Below are 16,832 nucleotides of genomic sequence, written 5' to 3' on the forward strand. Positions count from 1 at the left end.
CGATGCGCACATGGATTGGCATGATGGCCCTGGCTTGCGCGTTCAGCGCGCAGGCGGCCCCGAAAGTGGCGGTGACGGATCTGGCGTATCAGGAGCGCGTGGAGCAATACATCCACATCGTTTCGGCGCAGAGCAATCACCGCGAGAGTTACTACAGCGCCAGCGGCTCTTCGAGCTACAACGAGATCGAAGCGACCACCAGCTATATCGAACAGGGTGAGTTGCGCAAATTCACCGGCGACATCAAGGGTGAAATCCTGCGTACCGGCATGTTCCAGCTGGTGCAGGGCACGCCGTATACCGCCTCATCCAAAGGCGACGTGTATGACGTGATCAAGCGCATCAAGGCCGGCAACTTCAAAGGCGCCGACTACGTGCTGTTCGGCACCGTGTCCGACATCGATTTCACCCAGGACATCAACGAGCTGGCGCACACCGACAGCTACTCGGCAGTGCTGGGCCTGACGCTGGTGGCGGATTTCAGCCTGATCAATACCAAGACCTACGAGATCACCTCGGCCTTCACGGCGATGGGCGAAGCGCAGGACACCAAACTGGTGAACCATCGCGACATCAAGATCTCGCTGAACCGTCCGCGGGTGGTGCGTGAGGTGTCGAAGGCCTTGGGAGAGGACGTGGCCGGGCAACTGAGCATGCAGCTCGGTGGTGGTGACGGTTATGAGCAGCCGCGTGAAGCGCCGCAGCGCAATAATCTGCCGCGTGATACGGCGCCGGTGATTTTACGCTGAGCCGATCTGAGGACTTTTGTGGCGAAGGGCTCTGTGGCGAGGGGATTTATCCCCGTTGGGTCGCGAAGCGGCCCTCGCTATTGATTCAAGACGATTGGGACTGCTGCGCAGTCCAACGGGGATAAATCCCCTCGCCACAAAAGCTCGCTTGCCCCGATGTCTCGGTAGAAATGAAAAAGGCGACCTCTTGAGGTCGCCTTTTTTCTGTCCGAGCGGTTTACGCCGCCGCTTTGCGCAACGTCGCCATGAACGCCGCCGCGCCAATGAATAACCCGGCAAAGGTGCGGTTCATGCGTTTCTGCTGCTTGGGCGTGCGCAACAGGCGCAGCACCTTCGACGCCAGTCCGGTGTAGCCGGCCATCACAATCAGATCGACGAAAACCATGGTCACGCCGATCACCACATACTGAATCAGCAGCGGCGCATGGGGATTGATGAACTGCGGCAACACCGCGAGCATGAACACCAACGCCTTGGGGTTGCTGATGTTCACCAGAAAGCCACGGAACACCAGGGCCAGCGGCTTGCCGATCGGTCGCACCGCGGCGTCATCGCTCATGTCCATGGGCAGCGCCCGCCATTGCTTGATCGCCAGGTAAACCAGATAGGCGACACCGAACCATTTGATCGCGTGGAATGCTGTGGCCGAAGCGGTGAGCACAGCGCCAACACCCGCGCCGACAATCGCGATCTGCATCGCCAGACCGATCTGCAGGCCCAGTGCGTTCCAGTAGCCGCGCCAGAATCCGTACTGCAGACCGCTGGACATCGACGCGATGGCGCCCGCGCCCGGGGACAGGCTGATCACCCAGCAGGCGGCAAAGAATGCCAGCCATGTTTGAAGCTCCATCGCACACCTCGGCTGATGCTTGTGACAAATGCCTAAGCTAATGCGGCTTCGTGTGGATGACTACCAGTTTTTTGCTAAATATTGCGGGAAGCTGAGGGCCCCTTCGCGAGCAGGCTCGCTCCCACAGGGGGAACGGATTCCAATGTGGGAGCGAGCCTGCTCCGGGCGGCGTTCCGACGAAGGCGTCGGAACAGACGACGTAGAAATTACTTCTCAAACCCGCTGGAAGGAAACACATCGGTCCCGCGCCAACGCCGCACCGAACGCTGGAAGAACAGGCTGTTCGGCACCTGCACCATGGCGCTGCCGGTGCCCAACTCTTCGGCCTCGACCAGCGTGGTGTAGAGCAGATTGATCGCGATCACCCGGCCTTTGACGCCAGGCTTGTCGGTGGTATCCACCAGCTCGACTACGTCGCCGAGGCGGAACGGCCCGACGGTGAAGATCAGAATCGCGCAGAGCAGGTTCGACAGCACGCTCCACATGGCGAAGAACGCCACCGCCGCCACCGCGACAAATCCCGACAGCGCCGTCCACAGCACCGTGGCCGAAACGCCGAGGCGCTCGAGCACGAAGAGCAGCGCGCTGCCCATGATCAGCCAGCGCAACACGCCGCGTAGCGGCATCAGCAACTGCGGCGGAAACGGATAGCGCTCACCCAGGCGAGTGAGGCCTTTGGCGACGAAACGCTGGGTCAGGTAACCGGCCAGCAGAATCAGCAGAATCTGCGCGGTGAACCACAACGGTTCGACCCACACCGCCGAGAAAGGCAGCTTGAAGGCTTCCATCAGGACAACGCCTCCAGCTCCGCCTGCATGCTTTCCAGGGTTTCCAGCGCTTCCATCCAGGCTTCTTCCAGCTCGGCTTCACGAACCTTCAATTTCGCCTGTTCGGCGAGCAGATCACGCAATTCATTCTTGCGCGCCGGCTCGTAGATATCGCTGTCACCGAGGCTGGCATCGACCTTGGCCAGTTTCTCGTGGAGCTTGCCCAGCTCGGCTTCAAGCTTGTCGGCCTCGCGCTTGTGCGGCGCCAGTTGCTGACGCAACGCTGCCGCCGCCTGGCGCTGCGCTTTCTTGTCGGTCTTGTCCGGGTTGACAGGCGTGTTGCTGACCGGCGCATTGCGCTGACGGTATTCCACCAGCCAGCGCGCGTAGTCTTCGAGATCGCCGTCGAACTCTTCGACCTTGCCGTCAGCGACCAGATAGAAGTTGTCGGTGGTGCTCTTGAGCAAGTGCCGATCGTGAGAGACCACCAGCACCGCACCGCTGAATTCCTGCAGGGCCATGGTCAGCGCCAGACGCATTTCCAGATCGAGGTGGTTGGTCGGTTCGTCGAGCAGCAGCAGGTTCGGCCGCTCCCAGGCGATCAGCGCGAGGGCCAGACGGGCCTTCTCGCCACCGGAGAAATTCAGCACCGGCTCATCGATGCGCGCCCCCCGGAAGTCGAAGCCGCCGAGGAAATCGCGCAAGGTCTGCTCGCGCTCACCCGGCGCGAGGCGCTGCAAATGCAGCAACGGGCTGGCCTTGGAGTCCAGCGAGTCGAGCTGATGCTGGGCGAAGTAGCCGACCACGGTGTTTTCGCCACGGGTCAGGCGCCCGGCCAGCGGTTCGAGCTCGCCGGCGAGGTTCTTGATCAGCGTCGATTTACCCGCGCCGTTCGGCCCAAGCAGACCGATCCGCGCACCCGGGGTCAGTTGCAGCTTGACCTTCTCGAGGATGGTCTTGTCGCCATAACCCAGGCGTGCATCGGACAGGTCGATCAGCGGACTGGAGATCTTGGTCGACTCACGGAAGACAAAGTCGAACGGTGAATCGACGTGGGCCGCCGACAGCTCTTCCATGCGCTCCAGCGCCTTGATCCGGCTCTGCGCCTGACGGGCCTTGGTCGCTTGCGCCTTGAAACGGGCGATGTAGCTTTCCATGTGCGCACGCTGCGCCTGCTGCTTCTCGTAGGCCTGTTGCTGCTGGGCCAGACGCTCGGCACGGGCGCGCTCGAACGCGGTGTAGCCGCCACGGTAGAGGGTCAGTTTGCGCTGATCGACATGGGCAACGTGATCGACCACTTCGTCGAGGAAATCCCGATCGTGGGAAATCAGCAGCAAGGTGCCCGGATAACTCTTCAGCCACTCTTCGAGCCAGATGATCGCATCGAGGTCCAAGTGGTTGGTCGGTTCGTCGAGCAGCAGCAGATCCGACGGGCACATCAGTGCCTGCGCCAGATTCAGACGCATCCGCCAGCCACCGGAGAAATCGCCTACCTGACGATCCATCTGCTCATTGGTGAACCCAAGACCGGCGAGCAGCTTGCGCGCCCGCGCATCGGCGGTGTAACCGTCGGCGCTGTCGAGTTCGGCGTGCAGGCGCGCCAGCGCGGTGCCGTCGTGGGCCTGCTCGGCGGCGGCAAGCTCGCGTTGCACCTCGCGCAGACGCAGGTCGCCATCGAGCACATAATCGACCGCCAGGCGTTCGAGGGTGTCGACCTCCTGGCGCATGTGCGCGATACGCCAGTCGGCCGGCAGCAGGCAGTCGCCCGAATCCGGGTGCAACTCGCCGCGCAGCAGGGCGAACAGGCTGGATTTGCCGGCACCGTTGGCGCCGATGAGGCCGGCTTTGTGGCCGGCGTGCAGGGTCAGCTCGGCGTCTTCTAGCAGACGTTGCGGGCCACGCTGTAAAGTCAGGTTCTGAAGTCGGATCATAATGGCGGCGGAGTCTACCAGCTTCGCTCACAACTGGCGCGAGTAGCACGATGTCCTCTGACCTGTGGAGCTTTGCCCTTGATGTCTACGCCCGCCCGGGTGTGGAAGATGCCTGCCTGCAATTGCAAACGGCGGGCGCCAATGTCTGCCTGCTGCTGTGCGGTTTGTGGCTGGAGCAGCGCGCGGTGGCCTGCGATCAGCCGCGCGTACGCTTACTCAAGGCCTTGACCGCGCCGTGGGATATCGAAGTGGTGCAGCCGCTGCGAACCCTGCGCCTGCAATGGAAAGCGCGGGCCGTCGACGATGCGGTGGTGGCCGGCATGCGGGAGCAGATCAAATCACTGGAGCTGGAAGCTGAGCGCACCTTGCTTTCACGCCTTGAAGGTGTGGCGCAAGAGTGGACGCGCAACGATGCAGGTTCGGTGACCTGGCTTGAAGACCTGGCCGGCAATGCCGCCAGCCTGAACCGCGACGCGCTGCAAGTGCTGCGCGTCGCGGCAACCGGCACTTAGGAACCGCTGGTCGGGGTGCTGCTGACGTTCGACGAAGCGGCTGGTGCTGGCGCAGTCGAAGGGGTCGAGTGGGCGGCGGACGACGGTGCCGACGCAGCTGGAGCAGCCGGGGTAGCGGCAGTGGCAGGCTTGGCCGCTGGAGCGGTGGCCGGTTTGGTCGCGGCTGGCTTGGCAGCTGCAGGCTTTTTCACCGCTGGTTTTGCGGCTGGCTTGGCGGCCGGTTTTGCAGCAGCGGTCGCAGGCTTGGCAGCAGGCTTGGCGGCCGGTTTCACAGCGGTTTTTGCCGCAGGTTTTGCTGCCGATGTTGCGGCTGGTTTGGCAGCCGGTTTTACCGCCACTTTCGCAGCAGGTTTGGCGGCGGCCGGCTTGGCCGCAGTCTTGGCAGCAGGTTTTGCTGCTGGTTTCGCTGCTGCTTTGGCAGCAGGTTTGGCGGCTGCGGTTTTCGCCGGTGCAGCTTTGCTCGCGGCCGGTTTTGCAGCGGCTTTGGCAGGGGTGGCTTTCACTGCTGGCCTGGCTGCAGCAGGTTTGGCTGCGGTGGTTTTAGCCGCCGGTTTTGCCGCGCTCGCCGCCGGCTTCTTCGCTGCAGTTTTCGCCGCTGGTTTGGCAGCCGCTTTCACTGGCGCCTTGGCCGCTGGTTTGGTGGCGGTTTTCGCAACAGCAGGTTTCGCCGCAGCGGTCTTCGCCGGGGCTTTGCTTGCAGCAGGTTTAGCAGCGACTTTCTTCGCTGGTGCTGCTGCCGGTTTGGCCGAACGCGACGACAGAACTTTTCCCACTGCTTCCTGAACGCGGCCAACACCCTGGGCCAGTTTCAGGCTTTCCTGAGCATCGCGCTTGAGTTGCAGAATGTAGCTGCGGGTTTCGGACTGACGATCTTTCAAAGCGTCCAGCAGGTCTTCGAGTTCTTTCACGGAAGACTTGGCTTTGTTCTGAGCCTTGGCTTTGCCGGCAGTGGCGGCGTCCTGCAACTTGGTGCGCGATTTGTGCAGTTTTTCCTGCGCCTTGCCACGCTGTTTTTCCAGCTTGGCGAGCAGTTTTTCAGCATCAGCCAAGGCTTGCGAGCAAGCGTTTTCCAAATGCTCGAGCAGGCTGCCCGACAATTGTTGGAGTAAGTGCAACGGAGTATTTACAGGCTTCTTGGTGGCCGACATGGTTTACCTCCTGGCTGACGTGAGTGCGGCTCATACTAGACCTCTGCTGATACCGCCGCTAGGGCATGTTGACAGTATCTGCACCGTTGCGTTGCACCGAAGCCGAAATGTTCTGTACGCGGGAAAAAGCAGTTCACCGATGCAGACGTTTGCACTGGCATAATCTCCCGCATCCCAGGTCGGAGAGTGCCCATGTCGCGCTACTTTATTTTGTCCCTCTGCGTGTTTTTTTCGACGGCGTATGCCGATGAAAAAAACACGGCGAACGATGCTCATGATCTGGCTTACAGCCTCGGTGCCAGCCTCGGCGAACGGCTGCGCCAAGAGGTGCCGCAGTTGCAGATCCAGGCGCTGATCGAAGGTCTGCAACAAGCGTATCAGGGCAAGCCGCTGGCGCTGAGTGAAGCGCGTATCGAACAGATTCTGGCCGACCACGAATCGCGCAATGCCGAGCAGGCATCACGGCAATCGAGCGACGCGGCGATGGAAAACGAGCAACGCTTTCTCAGTGCGGAAAAAGCCAAACCGGGGGTGAAGGAACTGGCCGATGGCATCCTTCTGACTGAACTGGTTCCGGGCACTGGCGCCAAGGCCGGCCCGGACGGCAAAGTGCAGGTGCTGTATGTCGGCAAGCTGCCGGATGGCACCGTGTTCGATCAGAACACCCAGCCGCAATGGTTCAACCTCGACAGCGTGATCGCCGGTTGGCGCACCGCCTTGCAGAACATGCCGGTGGGGGCGAAATGGCGGCTGGTGATTCCATCGGATCAAGCCTATGGCGCCGACGGTGCCGGCGACCTGATCGCGCCGTTCACGCCTCTGGTTTTCGAAGTGGAATTGCGTGGCGCGACGAGCTGATCAGGCATAAAAAAACGGTGCGCTTTCGGGCGCACCGTTTTTCATGAAGGACGTGGATCAGGCCTGAACCGGATCTTCTGTCTTGTGTGCCGTGTGCAGCACTTCGATCAGGCAATCTTCAAGTTCGAAGCGCTCATGCAGCAAGCCGCCCAATTCCTTGAATTTCTCCGCAACGCATTTGCCTTCATCGCACAGATCATTGAACGCGAGCAGCTTCTCGGTAATGACGTCGATGCGCGGATAGATGGTCTCGGCGAGTTCCAGACCGCGCTTGTCGTTGAACGCCTTGGCTTCGCCAGTCAGCTGTTCATAGATTTCGAAGTGCCCCGCCGATACGTAATCGACCAGCACGCCGCAGAATTCCTGCAAAGGCTTGCGGCTCTCGGACAGCGAATCAGGCTGCGCACCGAGCTTGTCGTAGGCGCCGATCAGCTCTTCACGCTCCTGCAACCAGCGGTCGATCAGCAGATGAACCCCACCCCAACGTTCCTGAGCATTCTGACAACTTTCGAGCATGGCGATCTCTCTTCCCTTGTGGGTCATGCTGCTCTACACCCGCGCCCCTGTTCTGATTTGACTGGTGGACGATCGGGCAGAGCGTCATCGAGCAACATAAATCCAATGACACGTGCCGGCCAGATTATGCCCGCACGCCTATGGCTTCAAGGTACGCAGGAGATAAAGTTCATACAAGTGTTTAATCCCTGACCAGCAGGTGGTGCGACGCTTCGTCGCTGACCGGTCGTTGCAGAGCGCTCCAGATCAGACGCAACAACTGATAAACCGCAAGGATCGACACCCCGACAAAAAACAGCAGGCTCCATTCGGGGATGCTCAGATCGAATAGCGTCCAGGAAATATCCGCACAATCAGCGCCGCCGTTGAACATCCGTTGCAAGGCGCAGATCCACGGCAGGTCGCTGAACAGTGACTCCACGGTGGGCGAGCATTTGACCAGTTGCAGCATCGAGTCACTCTGGATCAACACCTGCCGCCACGCAGCGGTGGTACCACCCAGACTTGCGCCGAGTGCAAACAGCCAGTACCACCATAAGCCAACGCGCCGGGGGCCATGCACCGCCGCCACGCCGCAGCCGATGCACAGCAATGTGAGGAACAACCGCTGCACCAGGCACAGACTGCAAGGCGTCAGTCCGACCGCGTATTCGAGGTAATAGGAAGCTCCCAGAGCAAAGGCCCCCGCAATGAAAGCCATGAAGAACAAGGAGCGTGAGCAGGCCAACGACATGGCTTTTCCGTAACAGTAGAGACAGACGGTTACGGTAGAGGAAAGCGTGTCAGCCTTTCAAGGCAAGGGCCTGGCGACAGTTCACCACAGGTGTAGGGAAAACCCGACAGGCTCGATAGGAAACGGTGAAGCGCTTTGTAGGACTTTGTCTCTCGAGCGCAAAGAAGGGGAATTTTCGGTCATCGAAGTTCACGAGGGAGCATCCTCCCTCGCTTTTCAGACCTTCGCCGGGACTGGCAGAGGCGCCGCCAGCAGGCGCTCATCAAGCAGCCCCAGACCTTCCTGGAACAACTGATTGCTGCGCTCGGTATCGCCAAGCTGTGCAAGCAGACGGGCCAACTCCGCACAGGTCTCCGGATTGCGCTGCACGCGCAGACTGCTTTCCAGATAGTCACGGGCCTTGCCCCAAAGGCTGGTTTGCAGACACAGGCGTCCAAGGGTCAGCAGCAGGCTCGGATCGGCCGGGTGCTCCTTGAGCCAGCCTTCGGCCGTCTGCAACTGACGCGCAGGATCACTGCCACGAACCAGACCATAAAGCCGCGCCAGATGGCTGTCGTATTTGCGCTTGAGCGCTGCTCGCAGGACCTCTTCGGCCTCGACCTGAGCGCCCAGCTGGCGCAATTGCTCGGCATAGGCCAGTACCAAAGGTGCTTCCTGACGCTGCGCCGAAGTCAGCTGTTCCCACGCCCGCTTGAGCGATTGCAGACCCACCGTACCGTCTTCTTCACGATGCGCTGCCAGCGAGAGGTTCTCACCCCAGGCGCGCCGTTCGAGCTCGGCCAGTTCTGCCGGCGGCAGCACTTTGTCCTTGCGCAACTCAGGCAGCAAACGAATCACCGCCGACCATTCGCCACGCTGCTGATGCAGACGTTGCAATTGACGCAACGTCTGCGCGCTGCGCGGATGCCGCTCATGCATTGCCTGCAAGGTCACCAGCGCACCGTCGGTGTCGCCACGATCGGTCTGCAGTTGGGCGTGACTGAGGGCAATTGCCAATTCGGCTTGCGGCTGACGCTCCAGCGCACGCTCGAGCAAACGATCGCTTTCTTCGTACTGGCCTTGCTCGTTCGCCGCACGTGCGGCGCCGAGGTAATAAAGCAATGGCTGGCGCTCGGCTTCCGCCGCGCGGGTCAGATGCCGTTGCGCGCTGGCCCAGCGACCTTCAGCCAGATCCAGCTGCCCGTGCTCGATCGCCACTTGCACGCGGCGGCTGCGATTGCGTCGCGACCACGGATTGACCACGCCGGTGGAGGTCATCACCAGCTCGACCAGCACCTTGATGCCCCAGAACAGCAGCCACAGCACCGCTATCACCGCCAAGGTCGCCCACAGGCTCGATTCGTAGCGGAAGCTCTTGTACGCCACCAGCACGTAACCGGAATGCTCGGCAATCGCCAGGCCCAGCGCTGCCGTCGCGGCGATGACCAGAAACACGATTACATAGAGGCGCTTCATGGGGTCGCCTCCTGCGCAGCATTGGCGGCCGGTTTGGCAAACGGTTTCACCGATTCTTCAGCATTGACGTTACGCCGCTCCAGATACCCCTGCACCGCACTCAAGGTGCCGGTCAGATCCGGCGTCTTGACGGTGACCGGTTCCTTGCTCAGCTCGGAGACCTGTTCAAGCATGACTTTGCTTTGCGGATTGTCCGGGTTGAAATTGCCCTTGAGCACATCGCGTGCCTCGGCCAGCGCCTGGGTGTACACCGCCGCCTGACCGTTGAGCGCCGCCCACTGCGCCTGCTCCAGCGCCAGGCTCAGGGCCAGGCGCACCTGGCTCAGGCTCTGTCCGGCGAGTAGCGGTTTGACATTTTTGTCAGCGTTGAAATCGATGCGGATATAGCGCGACACCTTGTCCCACCACTGCGCCCAGCGACCGGCGCCATCGCCGTCGGCGGTCAGCCCCAGCAGCGACTCGCCGCGATCCTTATACTCCGGCGCCAGCTCGGTGAGGTCGATGACCTGATCGCGCAAAGCGCCAAGGCGCAGGAACAGCCCGGTGCGATCCGGCTGTTCGGTGCTGCGCAAGGCGACCAGGGTTTTCGCCACTTGCTCGCGCGCGGCGAAGGAACCCGGATCGTTCTGTTCACGGAGGATTTCATCGGCGCCCTGCACCAGCGCCTGGGCGCTGCTGATGTCCTGCAACGCTGAAAGGCGCAGGCTGGCCAGACGCAACAAGTGTTCGGCCTCGGCCAGACGCCAGTCCTTGCGGCTGGCGCCGAGGACGGTTTCCAGACGTTGATTGAGACGCTGTTGATCGCCCTGCAGTTGCGTGACCAGACGCTGGCGCTCGGCGAGTTCGTCCGCACCGGGCAACTGCGCCAGGCGTTCGGTCAGACGCTGTTCGTTGAGCTTCAGACTCTGCGCCTGATCGTTCAACGCCTGCACCTGACTTGACTGTTGCTGCGTGTTGTTCTGCAGGTGGCGCACCTGCCAGACACCCCAGCCGCCTATGGCGACACCGGCGGCGCCGAGCAGCAGGGCGACAATTGCCAGTCCATTGCCTCGGCGCGGCTCTTTGGCCGGTGGTGGAGTTTCAACCTGGGCATCAAGCGCAGGCTGGACGTCATCTTTTGGCAAGGCTGTTTCGCTCACGTATCCATCCTTTGCATTAGAAAACGGCACGGGAAATTCCCGTAACGCCGTCAGCAAAGCCGCGGCACTCGCGCCGCGGCAATCCACAACTGTTTGAGCCCCGGCGGCACGTGCCAGCTCGGCGACCCTCGGGCTTGGAACAAACAACGGCAACTGCGCGATCTTCGGCCAGGCATCGCCGGCCATCTGCCGCAGGTGCTCGAAACCCTGTCCACTGCTGACCACCAGCCCGTTCAAGCGTTCCGCTTCGATCCGCCGTGGCAGCTCGTTTGGCGGGTAGGCTGGCAGATCGCGGCGATACAACTCCAGATACTCGACACTAGCACCAAGCGCGCACAGGCGCTCGGCGAGCAGTTCACGACCGCCCTCGCCGCGCAGGATCATCACCTGCGCGCCGGGCTGGCTCACCGCCTCGCGCAGACGCGGCAATTGCAACAAGGCTTCACTGTCATCGCCGTCAACCGGAAAGCTCACATCGAGACCGTGTTCGCGAAGAATGCCTGCGGTCGCCGCGCCGACGCTGAACCACGGCATGCTCAATGGCGGCGCGCCTTCAGACTTGAGCAAGTCCACCGCGATCCGCGCCGCCGGTTTGCTGACCACGATCACTGCGCTGCAAGCGGGCAATCGCGAAATCGCTTGGCGAATAGTGTCAGAGACCGGCAGCGGAACAATGTCCAAAAGCGGCAGACAACTGCTGAAAATCCCGTGCCCGGCCAGCTGTTCGGCCAGCGCCGCGCAGTCGTCTGCCGGGCGCGTCAGCAGCAGGCGCCAGGCTGTCACTCGTGACCCGCCTCGCCGTAGACAGCTTTGAGAATGTCGTCAGCGCCTTGCTTGAGCAAGTCTTCAGCGACCTGCACACCCAAGGTTTCCGCGTCGGCACGCGGCGCCCGGGCTTCGGCACTGAGAAGCTTGCCGCCGCTCGGCTCACCGACCAGACCGCGCAACCACAACTGCTCGCCTTCAAGCACGGCGTAGCAGGCGATCGGCACTTGGCAGCCGCCGTTCAAATGTTTGTTGAGGGCGCGTTCCGCATTCACTCGCGAAGCGGTATCGGCGTGATGCAAAGGCGCGAGCAAGGCGTGGATTTCGTGGTCGGCGCTGCGGCATTCGATGCCGACCGCGCCCTGGCCACCGGCCGGCAGGCTGTCATCGACACTGATCGCCGAAGTGATGCGATCTTCGAAACCCAGGCGGATCAGGCCGGCAGCGGCGAGGATGATCGCGTCGTACTCGCCGGCGTCGAGCTTGGCCAGACGGGTGTTGACGTTGCCACGCAGGAACCGGATCTGCAGATCCGGGCGACGCGCCAGCAATTGCGTCTGCCGACGCAGGCTCGAGGTGCCGACGATGGCACCGGCAGGCAGCGCTTCAAGACTGGCGTAGGTGTTGGAGACGAAAGCATCGCGCGGGTCTTCACGCTCGCAGATGCAAAACAGGCCCAGGCCTTGCGGGAAGTCCATCGGCACGTCTTTCATCGAATGCACGGCGATATCAGCTTCGTTTTCCAGCAGCGCGGTTTCCAGTTCCTTGACGAACAGGCCCTTGCCGCCGATCTTCGACAGTGGCGAGTCGAGCAGCTTGTCACCGCGACTGACCATGGGCACCAGCGTCACCAGCAGGCCCGGGTGGGCCGCCTCGAGACGGGCTTTGACGTATTCGGCCTGCCAGAGGGCCAGCGCACTTTTACGGGTGGCGATGCGGATTTCGCGAGGGGACATGGAACAATCCGTACTGAATAGATACGGCGGATAATAACAGCTCAGTCAATTTCACTTTGACCTGAATCAGAACCGGCGCGGCCTCCCTGGCCTGCCATGCCGGGTAAAAGAACTCGAAAGGCCCGGCGAAGACCGGGTCACAGCCCCTGCATCATCTTGCGCACACCGGCAACATGCCGCCGACTGACAATCAGCGCATCGCCATTGAGGCCTTTGAGGAACAACTGGAAATGTCCCAGTGGGGTGCGTTGCAAGCGCTCGATGCGGTCGCGAGCGACCAGCGCGTTGCGGTGGATACGCACAAAGCGTTCGCCGAATTCGTCTTCGAGGGCTTTGAGGGGTTCGTCGAGCAGCACCTCGCCGGCTTCGTGACGCAGGGTCACGTATTTGTGGTCGGCGATGAAGTAGACCACCTGATCCAGCGGAATCAGCTCGATGCCTTTACGGGTCCGTGCGCTGATGTGGCTGCGTGGGCCGTTGCCACTTTCGGCAGCGGGACGGGTCAGGGCCGAGAGTTGCGCCCGGTTGGGACGTTCAGCCCGCTTCAGGGCTTCATTCAAGTGTTCGGTTCGCACAGGTTTCACCACATAGCCCACGGCGCTGGCCTGCAGGGCTTCCACGGCAAATTCATCGGGACTGGTGCAAAACACCACGGCCGGCGGCGTCTCTCGTTCGCACAGTCGGGCAGCAACCTGCAGGCCATCGAGGCCCGGCATGCGGATATCGAGCAGCACGATATCCGGCTTGTGGCTGTCGATCAGCGCTAACGCCTCCTCGCCATTCGTGGCACTGGGCTCCAGGACTGTGTAACCCTCGAGCTCGCTCACCATACGGCTTAGGCGCTCGCGAGCCAGGGGTTCGTCATCAACGATCAGGACATTCATATTGCGCTGGATTCCTGCGTGAGTCTCGCACAAGGATAGCGTAGACAGGTGTAGTGACCTCCGTCACCGCGATCCACGCTAAGACTAGCCCGAGCGCCAAAAAGTGCCGTACGTCGGCCAGCAATATTTGCCAGCGTCCGGGTCGAACGGCTCAGAGCCCAGTGTTTCCTGCGTTGCTCGCGGTGGGTGACCGTTGTACAACTCACCCGCCCCCTCTTCTTATAGCCAGTGGCCGGACCTTTGCATGATCCGCATTCGCACCGACCCTTATGTCCACTGTAGACGTTCGTCGGAACGATATTGCTCAATCAAAAAATATCCTTTTGTAAATTCCTTGCGGACCGCGCCGGACATGCCTGACACATCCGCGAAAAAACGTATCGACCGGTGTCAGCGACAGGATTGGCAACCCTGTTATTATCCGCGCCAGCGTTTCACGCCATTTCTTCAAGCCGATACGAGCGAATTCATGAGCACTGACAAGACCAATCAGTCCTGGGGCGGCCGCTTCAGTGAACCCGTCGACGCCTTCGTCGCCCGCTTCACCGCCTCCGTCACTTTCGACCAGCGCCTGTATCGCCACGACATCATGGGCTCGATCGCCCACGCCACCATGCTGGCCAAGGTCGGCGTGCTGACCGATGCCGAGCGCGACAGCATCATCGATGGCCTGAAGACCATTCAGGGCGAAATCGAGGCCGGCCAGTTCGACTGGCGCGTCGACCTCGAAGACGTGCACATGAACATCGAAGCACGCCTGACCGACCGCATCGGCGTCACCGGTAAAAAGCTCCACACCGGGCGCAGCCGCAACGACCAGGTCGCCACCGACATCCGCCTGTGGCTGCGCGATGAAATCGACCTGATCCTCGCCGAGATCACCCGCCTGCAAAAAGGCCTGCTGGAGCAAGCCGAGCGTGAGGCCGCAAGCATCATGCCGGGCTTCACCCACTTGCAGACCGCGCAGCCGGTAACTTTCGGGCACCACATGCTGGCCTGGTTCGAAATGCTCAGCCGCGACTACGAGCGTCTGGTCGACTGCCGCAAGCGCACCAACCGCATGCCATTGGGCAGCGCCGCGCTGGCCGGCACCACCTACCCGATCGACCGCGAATACACCGCGCAACTGCTCGGCTTCGACGCCGTCGGCGGCAACTCGCTGGACAACGTTTCCGATCGCGACTTCGCCATCGAATTCTGCTCGGCCGCGAGCATCGCGATGATGCACCTGTCGCGTTTCTCCGAAGAGCTGGTGCTGTGGACCAGCGCGCAGTTCCAGTTCATCGATCTGCCGGATCGTTTCTGCACTGGCAGCTCGATCATGCCGCAGAAGAAAAACCCTGACGTGCCCGAACTGGTACGCGGCAAGACCGGCCGCGTCTTCGGCGCGCTGATGGGCCTGCTGACCCTGATGAAGGGCCAGCCGCTGGCCTACAACAAGGACAATCAGGAAGACAAGGAGCCGCTGTTCGACGCCGCCGACACCCTGCGCGATTCGCTGCGCGCGTTTGCCGACATGATCCCGGCGATCAAGCCGAAACACGCGATCATGCGTGAAGCGGCACTGCGCGGTTTCTCCACTGCGACTGACTTAGCGGATTATCTGGTGCGCCGTGGCCTGCCGTTCCGTGATTGCCATGAAATCGTTGGCCACGCGGTGAAATACGGCGTCGACACCGGCAAGGATCTGGCCGAGATGAGCCTCGAAGAACTGCGTCAGTTCAGCGATCAGATCGAGCAGGACGTGTTTGCCGTGCTGACCCTGGAAGGCTCGGTGAATGCCCGCGATCATATCGGCGGGACTGCGCCGGCGCAGGTCAAGGCTGCGGTGGCGCGCGGTCAGGCCCTAATCGCCAGCCGCTAGAAGCATAGCGGGCAAGCCCGCTCCCACAGGGTTCTTCGTGGAACACAATTTTGCGTTCGACCCATAGCCCTGTGGGAGCTGGCTTGCCAGCGATGACTGACTTCTGAGCGCTACAAAATTCACTTCTTGGCAGCAATCATCGCCAAAAACGCCGGCATGGCCGCGTCTTTATCCGCCGCAATCTTCTGCACATGCGGATTCTGCTCTAACCGCTCCAGCAGCGCTTTCGCCTGCGGCATCTCGGCCAGCAGATCAATCCCGAACAGCTTCTGCCCGACCGCACAGGCCAGCGGCACGCTGTAGAGGAAATACAAATCGGCAATGCTCAGGCTGTCACCCGCCACATACGGGGCGAACTGGCCATGACGGCCCAGCGCGGCGAAGCCCAGCAGCAGCTCGGTCCGGGTTTTCTCTTTGATCGGCTCCGGCAATGTCATACCGAAAAACGCCTCGCCATAGCAGGCACGCCCCGGCAACTCGATGTACAACTCGATCTCCTTGGCAATCGCCAATACCTGCGCGCGCTCGAACGGATCGCTGGGCAGGAGCGGCGTGCCCTTTTGTGATTGTTCGAGGTATTCGAGAATGATCGCGGTTTCGTTGATATAACCGGCGTCGACACCCAGCACCGGGACCTTGCCGCGCGGGCTGATCGCCAGTGACTCCGGGGTTTGCGCCGGGTAGAACGTCACCTCTTCGAAGGGCAGGCCTTTTTCCAGCAGCGCCAGTTTGACCATGTTGTAGTAGTTGCTGACAGCAAATCCGTAGAGCTTGAACATCACAGAGCCTCCAGGCCGTGCGGGGTGGGCAGTGCCTGTTTATAGATCGCCGCGACGTTTCCCGCCAGCAGCATCACGCCGCTGAATGCGGGTAAACTGGCGCCTTTCCCTGAGGAGCCTGCCATGAGCGAGCCGACAGATATCGTCAACGATGACGACGAAGAAGCATTCACCGAAGCGACGCTGATCGAAGCCATCGAGAACCAGATCGAAAGCGACACCCCCCCAGCGGCCAAGGCGACATTGAACAAGCTGACTCTGGTCGGTATGGAGCGCGAAGAGATCCTCAACCTCATGGCTCACGTGCTTGCCTATGAGATTGACGCGATGCTCGATGAAGACCGCGCGTTCAACACCGAATGGTATGAAGCGGCCTTGCGCGCATTGCCAGAGCTGCCACCGGAAAAGCTCTAAGATCAAAAGATCGCAGCCTTCGGCAGCTCCTGCACCAATCTCCTGTAGGAGCTGCCGAAGGCTGCGATCTTTTTTATGCGGACTACACTGGAATTCGCCTCAAGACAAAATCCCCTGATCCGAGCACTGGACATGCTGCACCAGCGGGTTCACCTTAGAGGCGCTGTCGTCCAATTCCTAGAAAGTCTGGAGTCCTTATGTCGCTTACCCCTGAGTTGGTTGCCGAACTGGAAGTCCTTGCACTCTTCAACCTGGACAGTTCCCAGGAAGGTCTGAAAATTCATCAGACCGCTGCCCCGAAACACATAGCCGCCGCCAAACGCCTCTTCGAAAAAGAACTCACCGACCAGCCCGATGGCGGTTATCTGACCAGCCTCGGCCGCGATGCCGCGCAAAACGTGCAGACCGTACTGACGATTCTGAGAGAGCAGGAAACCGCCTGACTTTTTCCGACTTTGCCCACGGAAACTCCTGCCACGGGATTTCCGCGGGCCAGCCTGATCACTGCCGAT

Annotated in this window: 18 protein-coding genes and 2 pseudogenes; 6 read left to right on the forward strand and 14 right to left on the reverse strand. The window is 61.3% G+C overall.

What is annotated here, in order from left to right; all coding sequences use genetic code 11:
- Positions 1-2 precede the first annotated feature (2 nt).
- A complete protein-coding gene (locus AB9L16_RS25070; RefSeq protein ID WP_016772609.1) occupies positions 3-749 on the forward strand; it encodes a hypothetical protein in 747 nt (248 codons plus the stop codon).
- A gap of 217 nt (positions 750-966) precedes the next feature.
- Here AB9L16_RS25070 and AB9L16_RS25075 read toward each other — a convergent pair whose 3' ends face one another.
- The 3 genes from AB9L16_RS25075 to AB9L16_RS25085 all read right to left on the reverse strand — a co-directional run bounded on the left by AB9L16_RS25075 (position 967) and on the right by AB9L16_RS25085 (position 4,297).
- The gene (locus AB9L16_RS25075; protein WP_076564511.1) at positions 967-1,599 is read right to left on the reverse strand and encodes a LysE family transporter; all 633 of its coding nucleotides are present in this window, start codon (positions 1,597-1,599) and stop codon (positions 967-969) included.
- Between the two features lie 206 nt (positions 1,600-1,805).
- Positions 1,806-2,387: a mechanosensitive ion channel family protein gene (locus AB9L16_RS25080; RefSeq protein ID WP_056791670.1), complete on the reverse strand. Its 582-nt coding sequence runs from the start codon at positions 2,385-2,387 to the stop codon at positions 1,806-1,808.
- Positions 2,387-4,297, reverse strand: a complete 1,911-nt coding sequence (locus AB9L16_RS25085; RefSeq protein ID WP_056791667.1) for an ATP-binding cassette domain-containing protein — start codon at positions 4,295-4,297, stop codon at positions 2,387-2,389. The genes AB9L16_RS25080 and AB9L16_RS25085 overlap by 1 nt, the downstream gene beginning before the upstream one ends.
- Before the next feature lie 50 nt (positions 4,298-4,347).
- On the opposite strand from AB9L16_RS25085, the gene AB9L16_RS25090 reads away from it, so the two are divergent.
- On the forward strand, positions 4,348-4,809 hold the full coding sequence (locus tag AB9L16_RS25090; protein WP_095181264.1) for a TIGR02444 family protein: 462 nt from the start codon (positions 4,348-4,350) through the stop codon (positions 4,807-4,809).
- Here AB9L16_RS25090 and AB9L16_RS25095 read toward each other — a convergent pair.
- The gene (locus AB9L16_RS25095; RefSeq protein ID WP_375122856.1) at positions 4,806-5,957 is read right to left on the reverse strand and encodes an AlgP family protein; all 1,152 of its coding nucleotides are present in this window, start codon (positions 5,955-5,957) and stop codon (positions 4,806-4,808) included. The two genes, AB9L16_RS25090 and AB9L16_RS25095, sit on opposite strands and share 4 nt — an antisense overlap.
- A gap of 192 nt (positions 5,958-6,149) precedes the next feature.
- On the opposite strand from AB9L16_RS25095, the gene AB9L16_RS25100 reads away from it, so the two are divergent.
- On the forward strand, positions 6,150-6,815 hold the full coding sequence (locus AB9L16_RS25100) for an FKBP-type peptidyl-prolyl cis-trans isomerase (protein ID WP_016772603.1): 666 nt from the start codon (positions 6,150-6,152) through the stop codon (positions 6,813-6,815).
- Positions 6,816-6,872: 57 nt separating this feature from the next.
- Here the strand turns inward: AB9L16_RS25100 and rsd are convergent, their stop codons facing one another.
- The 8 genes and pseudogenes from rsd to AB9L16_RS25140 form a co-directional block, all read right to left on the reverse strand.
- Positions 6,873-7,331, reverse strand: coding sequence for a sigma D regulator (rsd, locus tag AB9L16_RS25105; protein WP_375122857.1), 459 nt, complete (start codon positions 7,329-7,331; stop codon positions 6,873-6,875).
- 181 nt (positions 7,332-7,512) lie between these two features.
- The gene (locus tag AB9L16_RS25110) at positions 7,513-8,064 is read right to left on the reverse strand and encodes a disulfide bond formation protein B (RefSeq protein ID WP_016772601.1); all 552 of its coding nucleotides are present in this window, start codon (positions 8,062-8,064) and stop codon (positions 7,513-7,515) included.
- A 216-nt stretch (positions 8,065-8,280) separates the two neighbouring features.
- Positions 8,281-9,519, reverse strand: a complete 1,239-nt coding sequence (locus tag AB9L16_RS25115) for a heme biosynthesis protein HemY (RefSeq protein WP_041476923.1) — start codon at positions 9,517-9,519, stop codon at positions 8,281-8,283.
- On the reverse strand, positions 9,516-10,658 hold the full coding sequence (locus AB9L16_RS25120) for a uroporphyrinogen-III C-methyltransferase (RefSeq protein WP_056791721.1): 1,143 nt from the start codon (positions 10,656-10,658) through the stop codon (positions 9,516-9,518). Before AB9L16_RS25120 ends, AB9L16_RS25115 begins: the two co-directional genes overlap by 4 nt.
- A 36-nt stretch (positions 10,659-10,694) precedes the next feature.
- A pseudogene (locus AB9L16_RS25125) lies at positions 10,695-11,441 on the reverse strand (uroporphyrinogen-III synthase); the annotation flags it as partial.
- Positions 11,438-12,379, reverse strand: a complete 942-nt coding sequence (gene hemC, locus AB9L16_RS25130) for a hydroxymethylbilane synthase (protein ID WP_095181260.1) — start codon at positions 12,377-12,379, stop codon at positions 11,438-11,440. The pseudogene AB9L16_RS25125 and the gene hemC, both read right to left, overlap by 4 nt.
- A gap of 137 nt (positions 12,380-12,516) precedes the next feature.
- Complete coding sequence (locus AB9L16_RS25135; protein ID WP_016772598.1) at positions 12,517-13,263, reverse strand: LytTR family DNA-binding domain-containing protein; 747 nt, start codon at positions 13,261-13,263, stop codon at positions 12,517-12,519.
- Positions 13,260-13,415, reverse strand: a pseudogene (locus AB9L16_RS25140) (sensor histidine kinase); the annotation flags it as partial. The gene AB9L16_RS25135 and the pseudogene AB9L16_RS25140, both read right to left, overlap by 4 nt.
- 317 nt (positions 13,416-13,732) lie before the next feature.
- Between AB9L16_RS25140 and argH the strand changes: the two are divergent.
- The gene (gene argH, locus AB9L16_RS25145) at positions 13,733-15,127 is read left to right on the forward strand and encodes an argininosuccinate lyase (protein WP_039757402.1); all 1,395 of its coding nucleotides are present in this window, start codon (positions 13,733-13,735) and stop codon (positions 15,125-15,127) included.
- A 119-nt stretch (positions 15,128-15,246) separates the two neighbouring features.
- Here argH and AB9L16_RS25150 read toward each other — a convergent pair whose 3' ends face one another.
- Both AB9L16_RS25150 and AB9L16_RS25155 read right to left on the reverse strand, forming a co-directional pair.
- On the reverse strand, positions 15,247-15,906 hold the full coding sequence (locus AB9L16_RS25150; RefSeq protein ID WP_150742927.1) for a glutathione S-transferase: 660 nt from the start codon (positions 15,904-15,906) through the stop codon (positions 15,247-15,249).
- Positions 15,906-16,031, reverse strand: coding sequence for a hypothetical protein (locus AB9L16_RS25155; protein WP_263596261.1), 126 nt, complete (start codon positions 16,029-16,031; stop codon positions 15,906-15,908). The genes AB9L16_RS25150 and AB9L16_RS25155 overlap by 1 nt, the downstream gene beginning before the upstream one ends.
- Between AB9L16_RS25155 and AB9L16_RS25160 the strand changes: the two genes are divergently transcribed.
- Both AB9L16_RS25160 and AB9L16_RS25165 read left to right on the forward strand, forming a co-directional pair.
- A complete protein-coding gene (locus AB9L16_RS25160) occupies positions 16,030-16,320 on the forward strand; it encodes a hypothetical protein (RefSeq protein WP_095181258.1) in 291 nt (96 codons plus the stop codon). The genes AB9L16_RS25155 and AB9L16_RS25160 overlap by 2 nt on opposite strands.
- A gap of 197 nt (positions 16,321-16,517) precedes the next feature.
- Positions 16,518-16,763, forward strand: coding sequence for a TIGR02647 family protein (locus tag AB9L16_RS25165; protein ID WP_003229392.1), 246 nt, complete (start codon positions 16,518-16,520; stop codon positions 16,761-16,763).
- Positions 16,764-16,832 lie beyond the last annotated feature (69 nt).

Source organism: Pseudomonas sp. LW8 (assembly GCF_041956865.1).
Lineage (GTDB): Bacteria > Pseudomonadota > Gammaproteobacteria > Pseudomonadales > Pseudomonadaceae > Aquipseudomonas > Aquipseudomonas siliginis.

What these genes read in the sequence shown, in the direction of transcription:
- AB9L16_RS25070 (WP_016772609.1), top strand. Translation starts at nt 3, where the DNA reads ATGCGCACATGGATTGGCATGATGGCCCTGGCTTGCGCGTTCAGCGCG.
- AB9L16_RS25075 (WP_076564511.1), bottom strand. Translation starts at nt 1,599, where the DNA reads ATGGAGCTTCAAACATGGCTGGCATTCTTTGCCGCCTGCTGGGTGATC.
- AB9L16_RS25080 (WP_056791670.1), bottom strand. Translation starts at nt 2,387, where the DNA reads ATGGAAGCCTTCAAGCTGCCTTTCTCGGCGGTGTGGGTCGAACCGTTG.
- AB9L16_RS25085 (WP_056791667.1), bottom strand. Translation starts at nt 4,297, where the DNA reads ATGATCCGACTTCAGAACCTGACTTTACAGCGTGGCCCGCAACGTCTG.
- AB9L16_RS25090 (WP_095181264.1), top strand. Translation starts at nt 4,348, where the DNA reads ATGTCCTCTGACCTGTGGAGCTTTGCCCTTGATGTCTACGCCCGCCCG.
- AB9L16_RS25095 (WP_375122856.1), bottom strand. Translation starts at nt 5,957, where the DNA reads ATGTCGGCCACCAAGAAGCCTGTAAATACTCCGTTGCACTTACTCCAA.
- AB9L16_RS25100 (WP_016772603.1), top strand. Translation starts at nt 6,150, where the DNA reads ATGTCGCGCTACTTTATTTTGTCCCTCTGCGTGTTTTTTTCGACGGCG.
- rsd (WP_375122857.1), bottom strand. Translation starts at nt 7,331, where the DNA reads ATGCTCGAAAGTTGTCAGAATGCTCAGGAACGTTGGGGTGGGGTTCAT.
- AB9L16_RS25110 (WP_016772601.1), bottom strand. Translation starts at nt 8,064, where the DNA reads ATGTCGTTGGCCTGCTCACGCTCCTTGTTCTTCATGGCTTTCATTGCG.
- AB9L16_RS25115 (WP_041476923.1), bottom strand. Translation starts at nt 9,519, where the DNA reads ATGAAGCGCCTCTATGTAATCGTGTTTCTGGTCATCGCCGCGACGGCA.
- hemC (WP_095181260.1), bottom strand. Translation starts at nt 12,379, where the DNA reads ATGTCCCCTCGCGAAATCCGCATCGCCACCCGTAAAAGTGCGCTGGCC.
- AB9L16_RS25135 (WP_016772598.1), bottom strand. Translation starts at nt 13,263, where the DNA reads ATGAATGTCCTGATCGTTGATGACGAACCCCTGGCTCGCGAGCGCCTA.
- argH (WP_039757402.1), top strand. Translation starts at nt 13,733, where the DNA reads ATGAGCACTGACAAGACCAATCAGTCCTGGGGCGGCCGCTTCAGTGAA.
- AB9L16_RS25150 (WP_150742927.1), bottom strand. Translation starts at nt 15,906, where the DNA reads ATGTTCAAGCTCTACGGATTTGCTGTCAGCAACTACTACAACATGGTC.
- AB9L16_RS25160 (WP_095181258.1), top strand. Translation starts at nt 16,030, where the DNA reads ATGAGCGAGCCGACAGATATCGTCAACGATGACGACGAAGAAGCATTC.
- AB9L16_RS25155 (WP_263596261.1), bottom strand. Translation starts at nt 16,031, where the DNA reads ATGGCAGGCTCCTCAGGGAAAGGCGCCAGTTTACCCGCATTCAGCGGC.
- AB9L16_RS25165 (WP_003229392.1), top strand. Translation starts at nt 16,518, where the DNA reads ATGTCGCTTACCCCTGAGTTGGTTGCCGAACTGGAAGTCCTTGCACTC.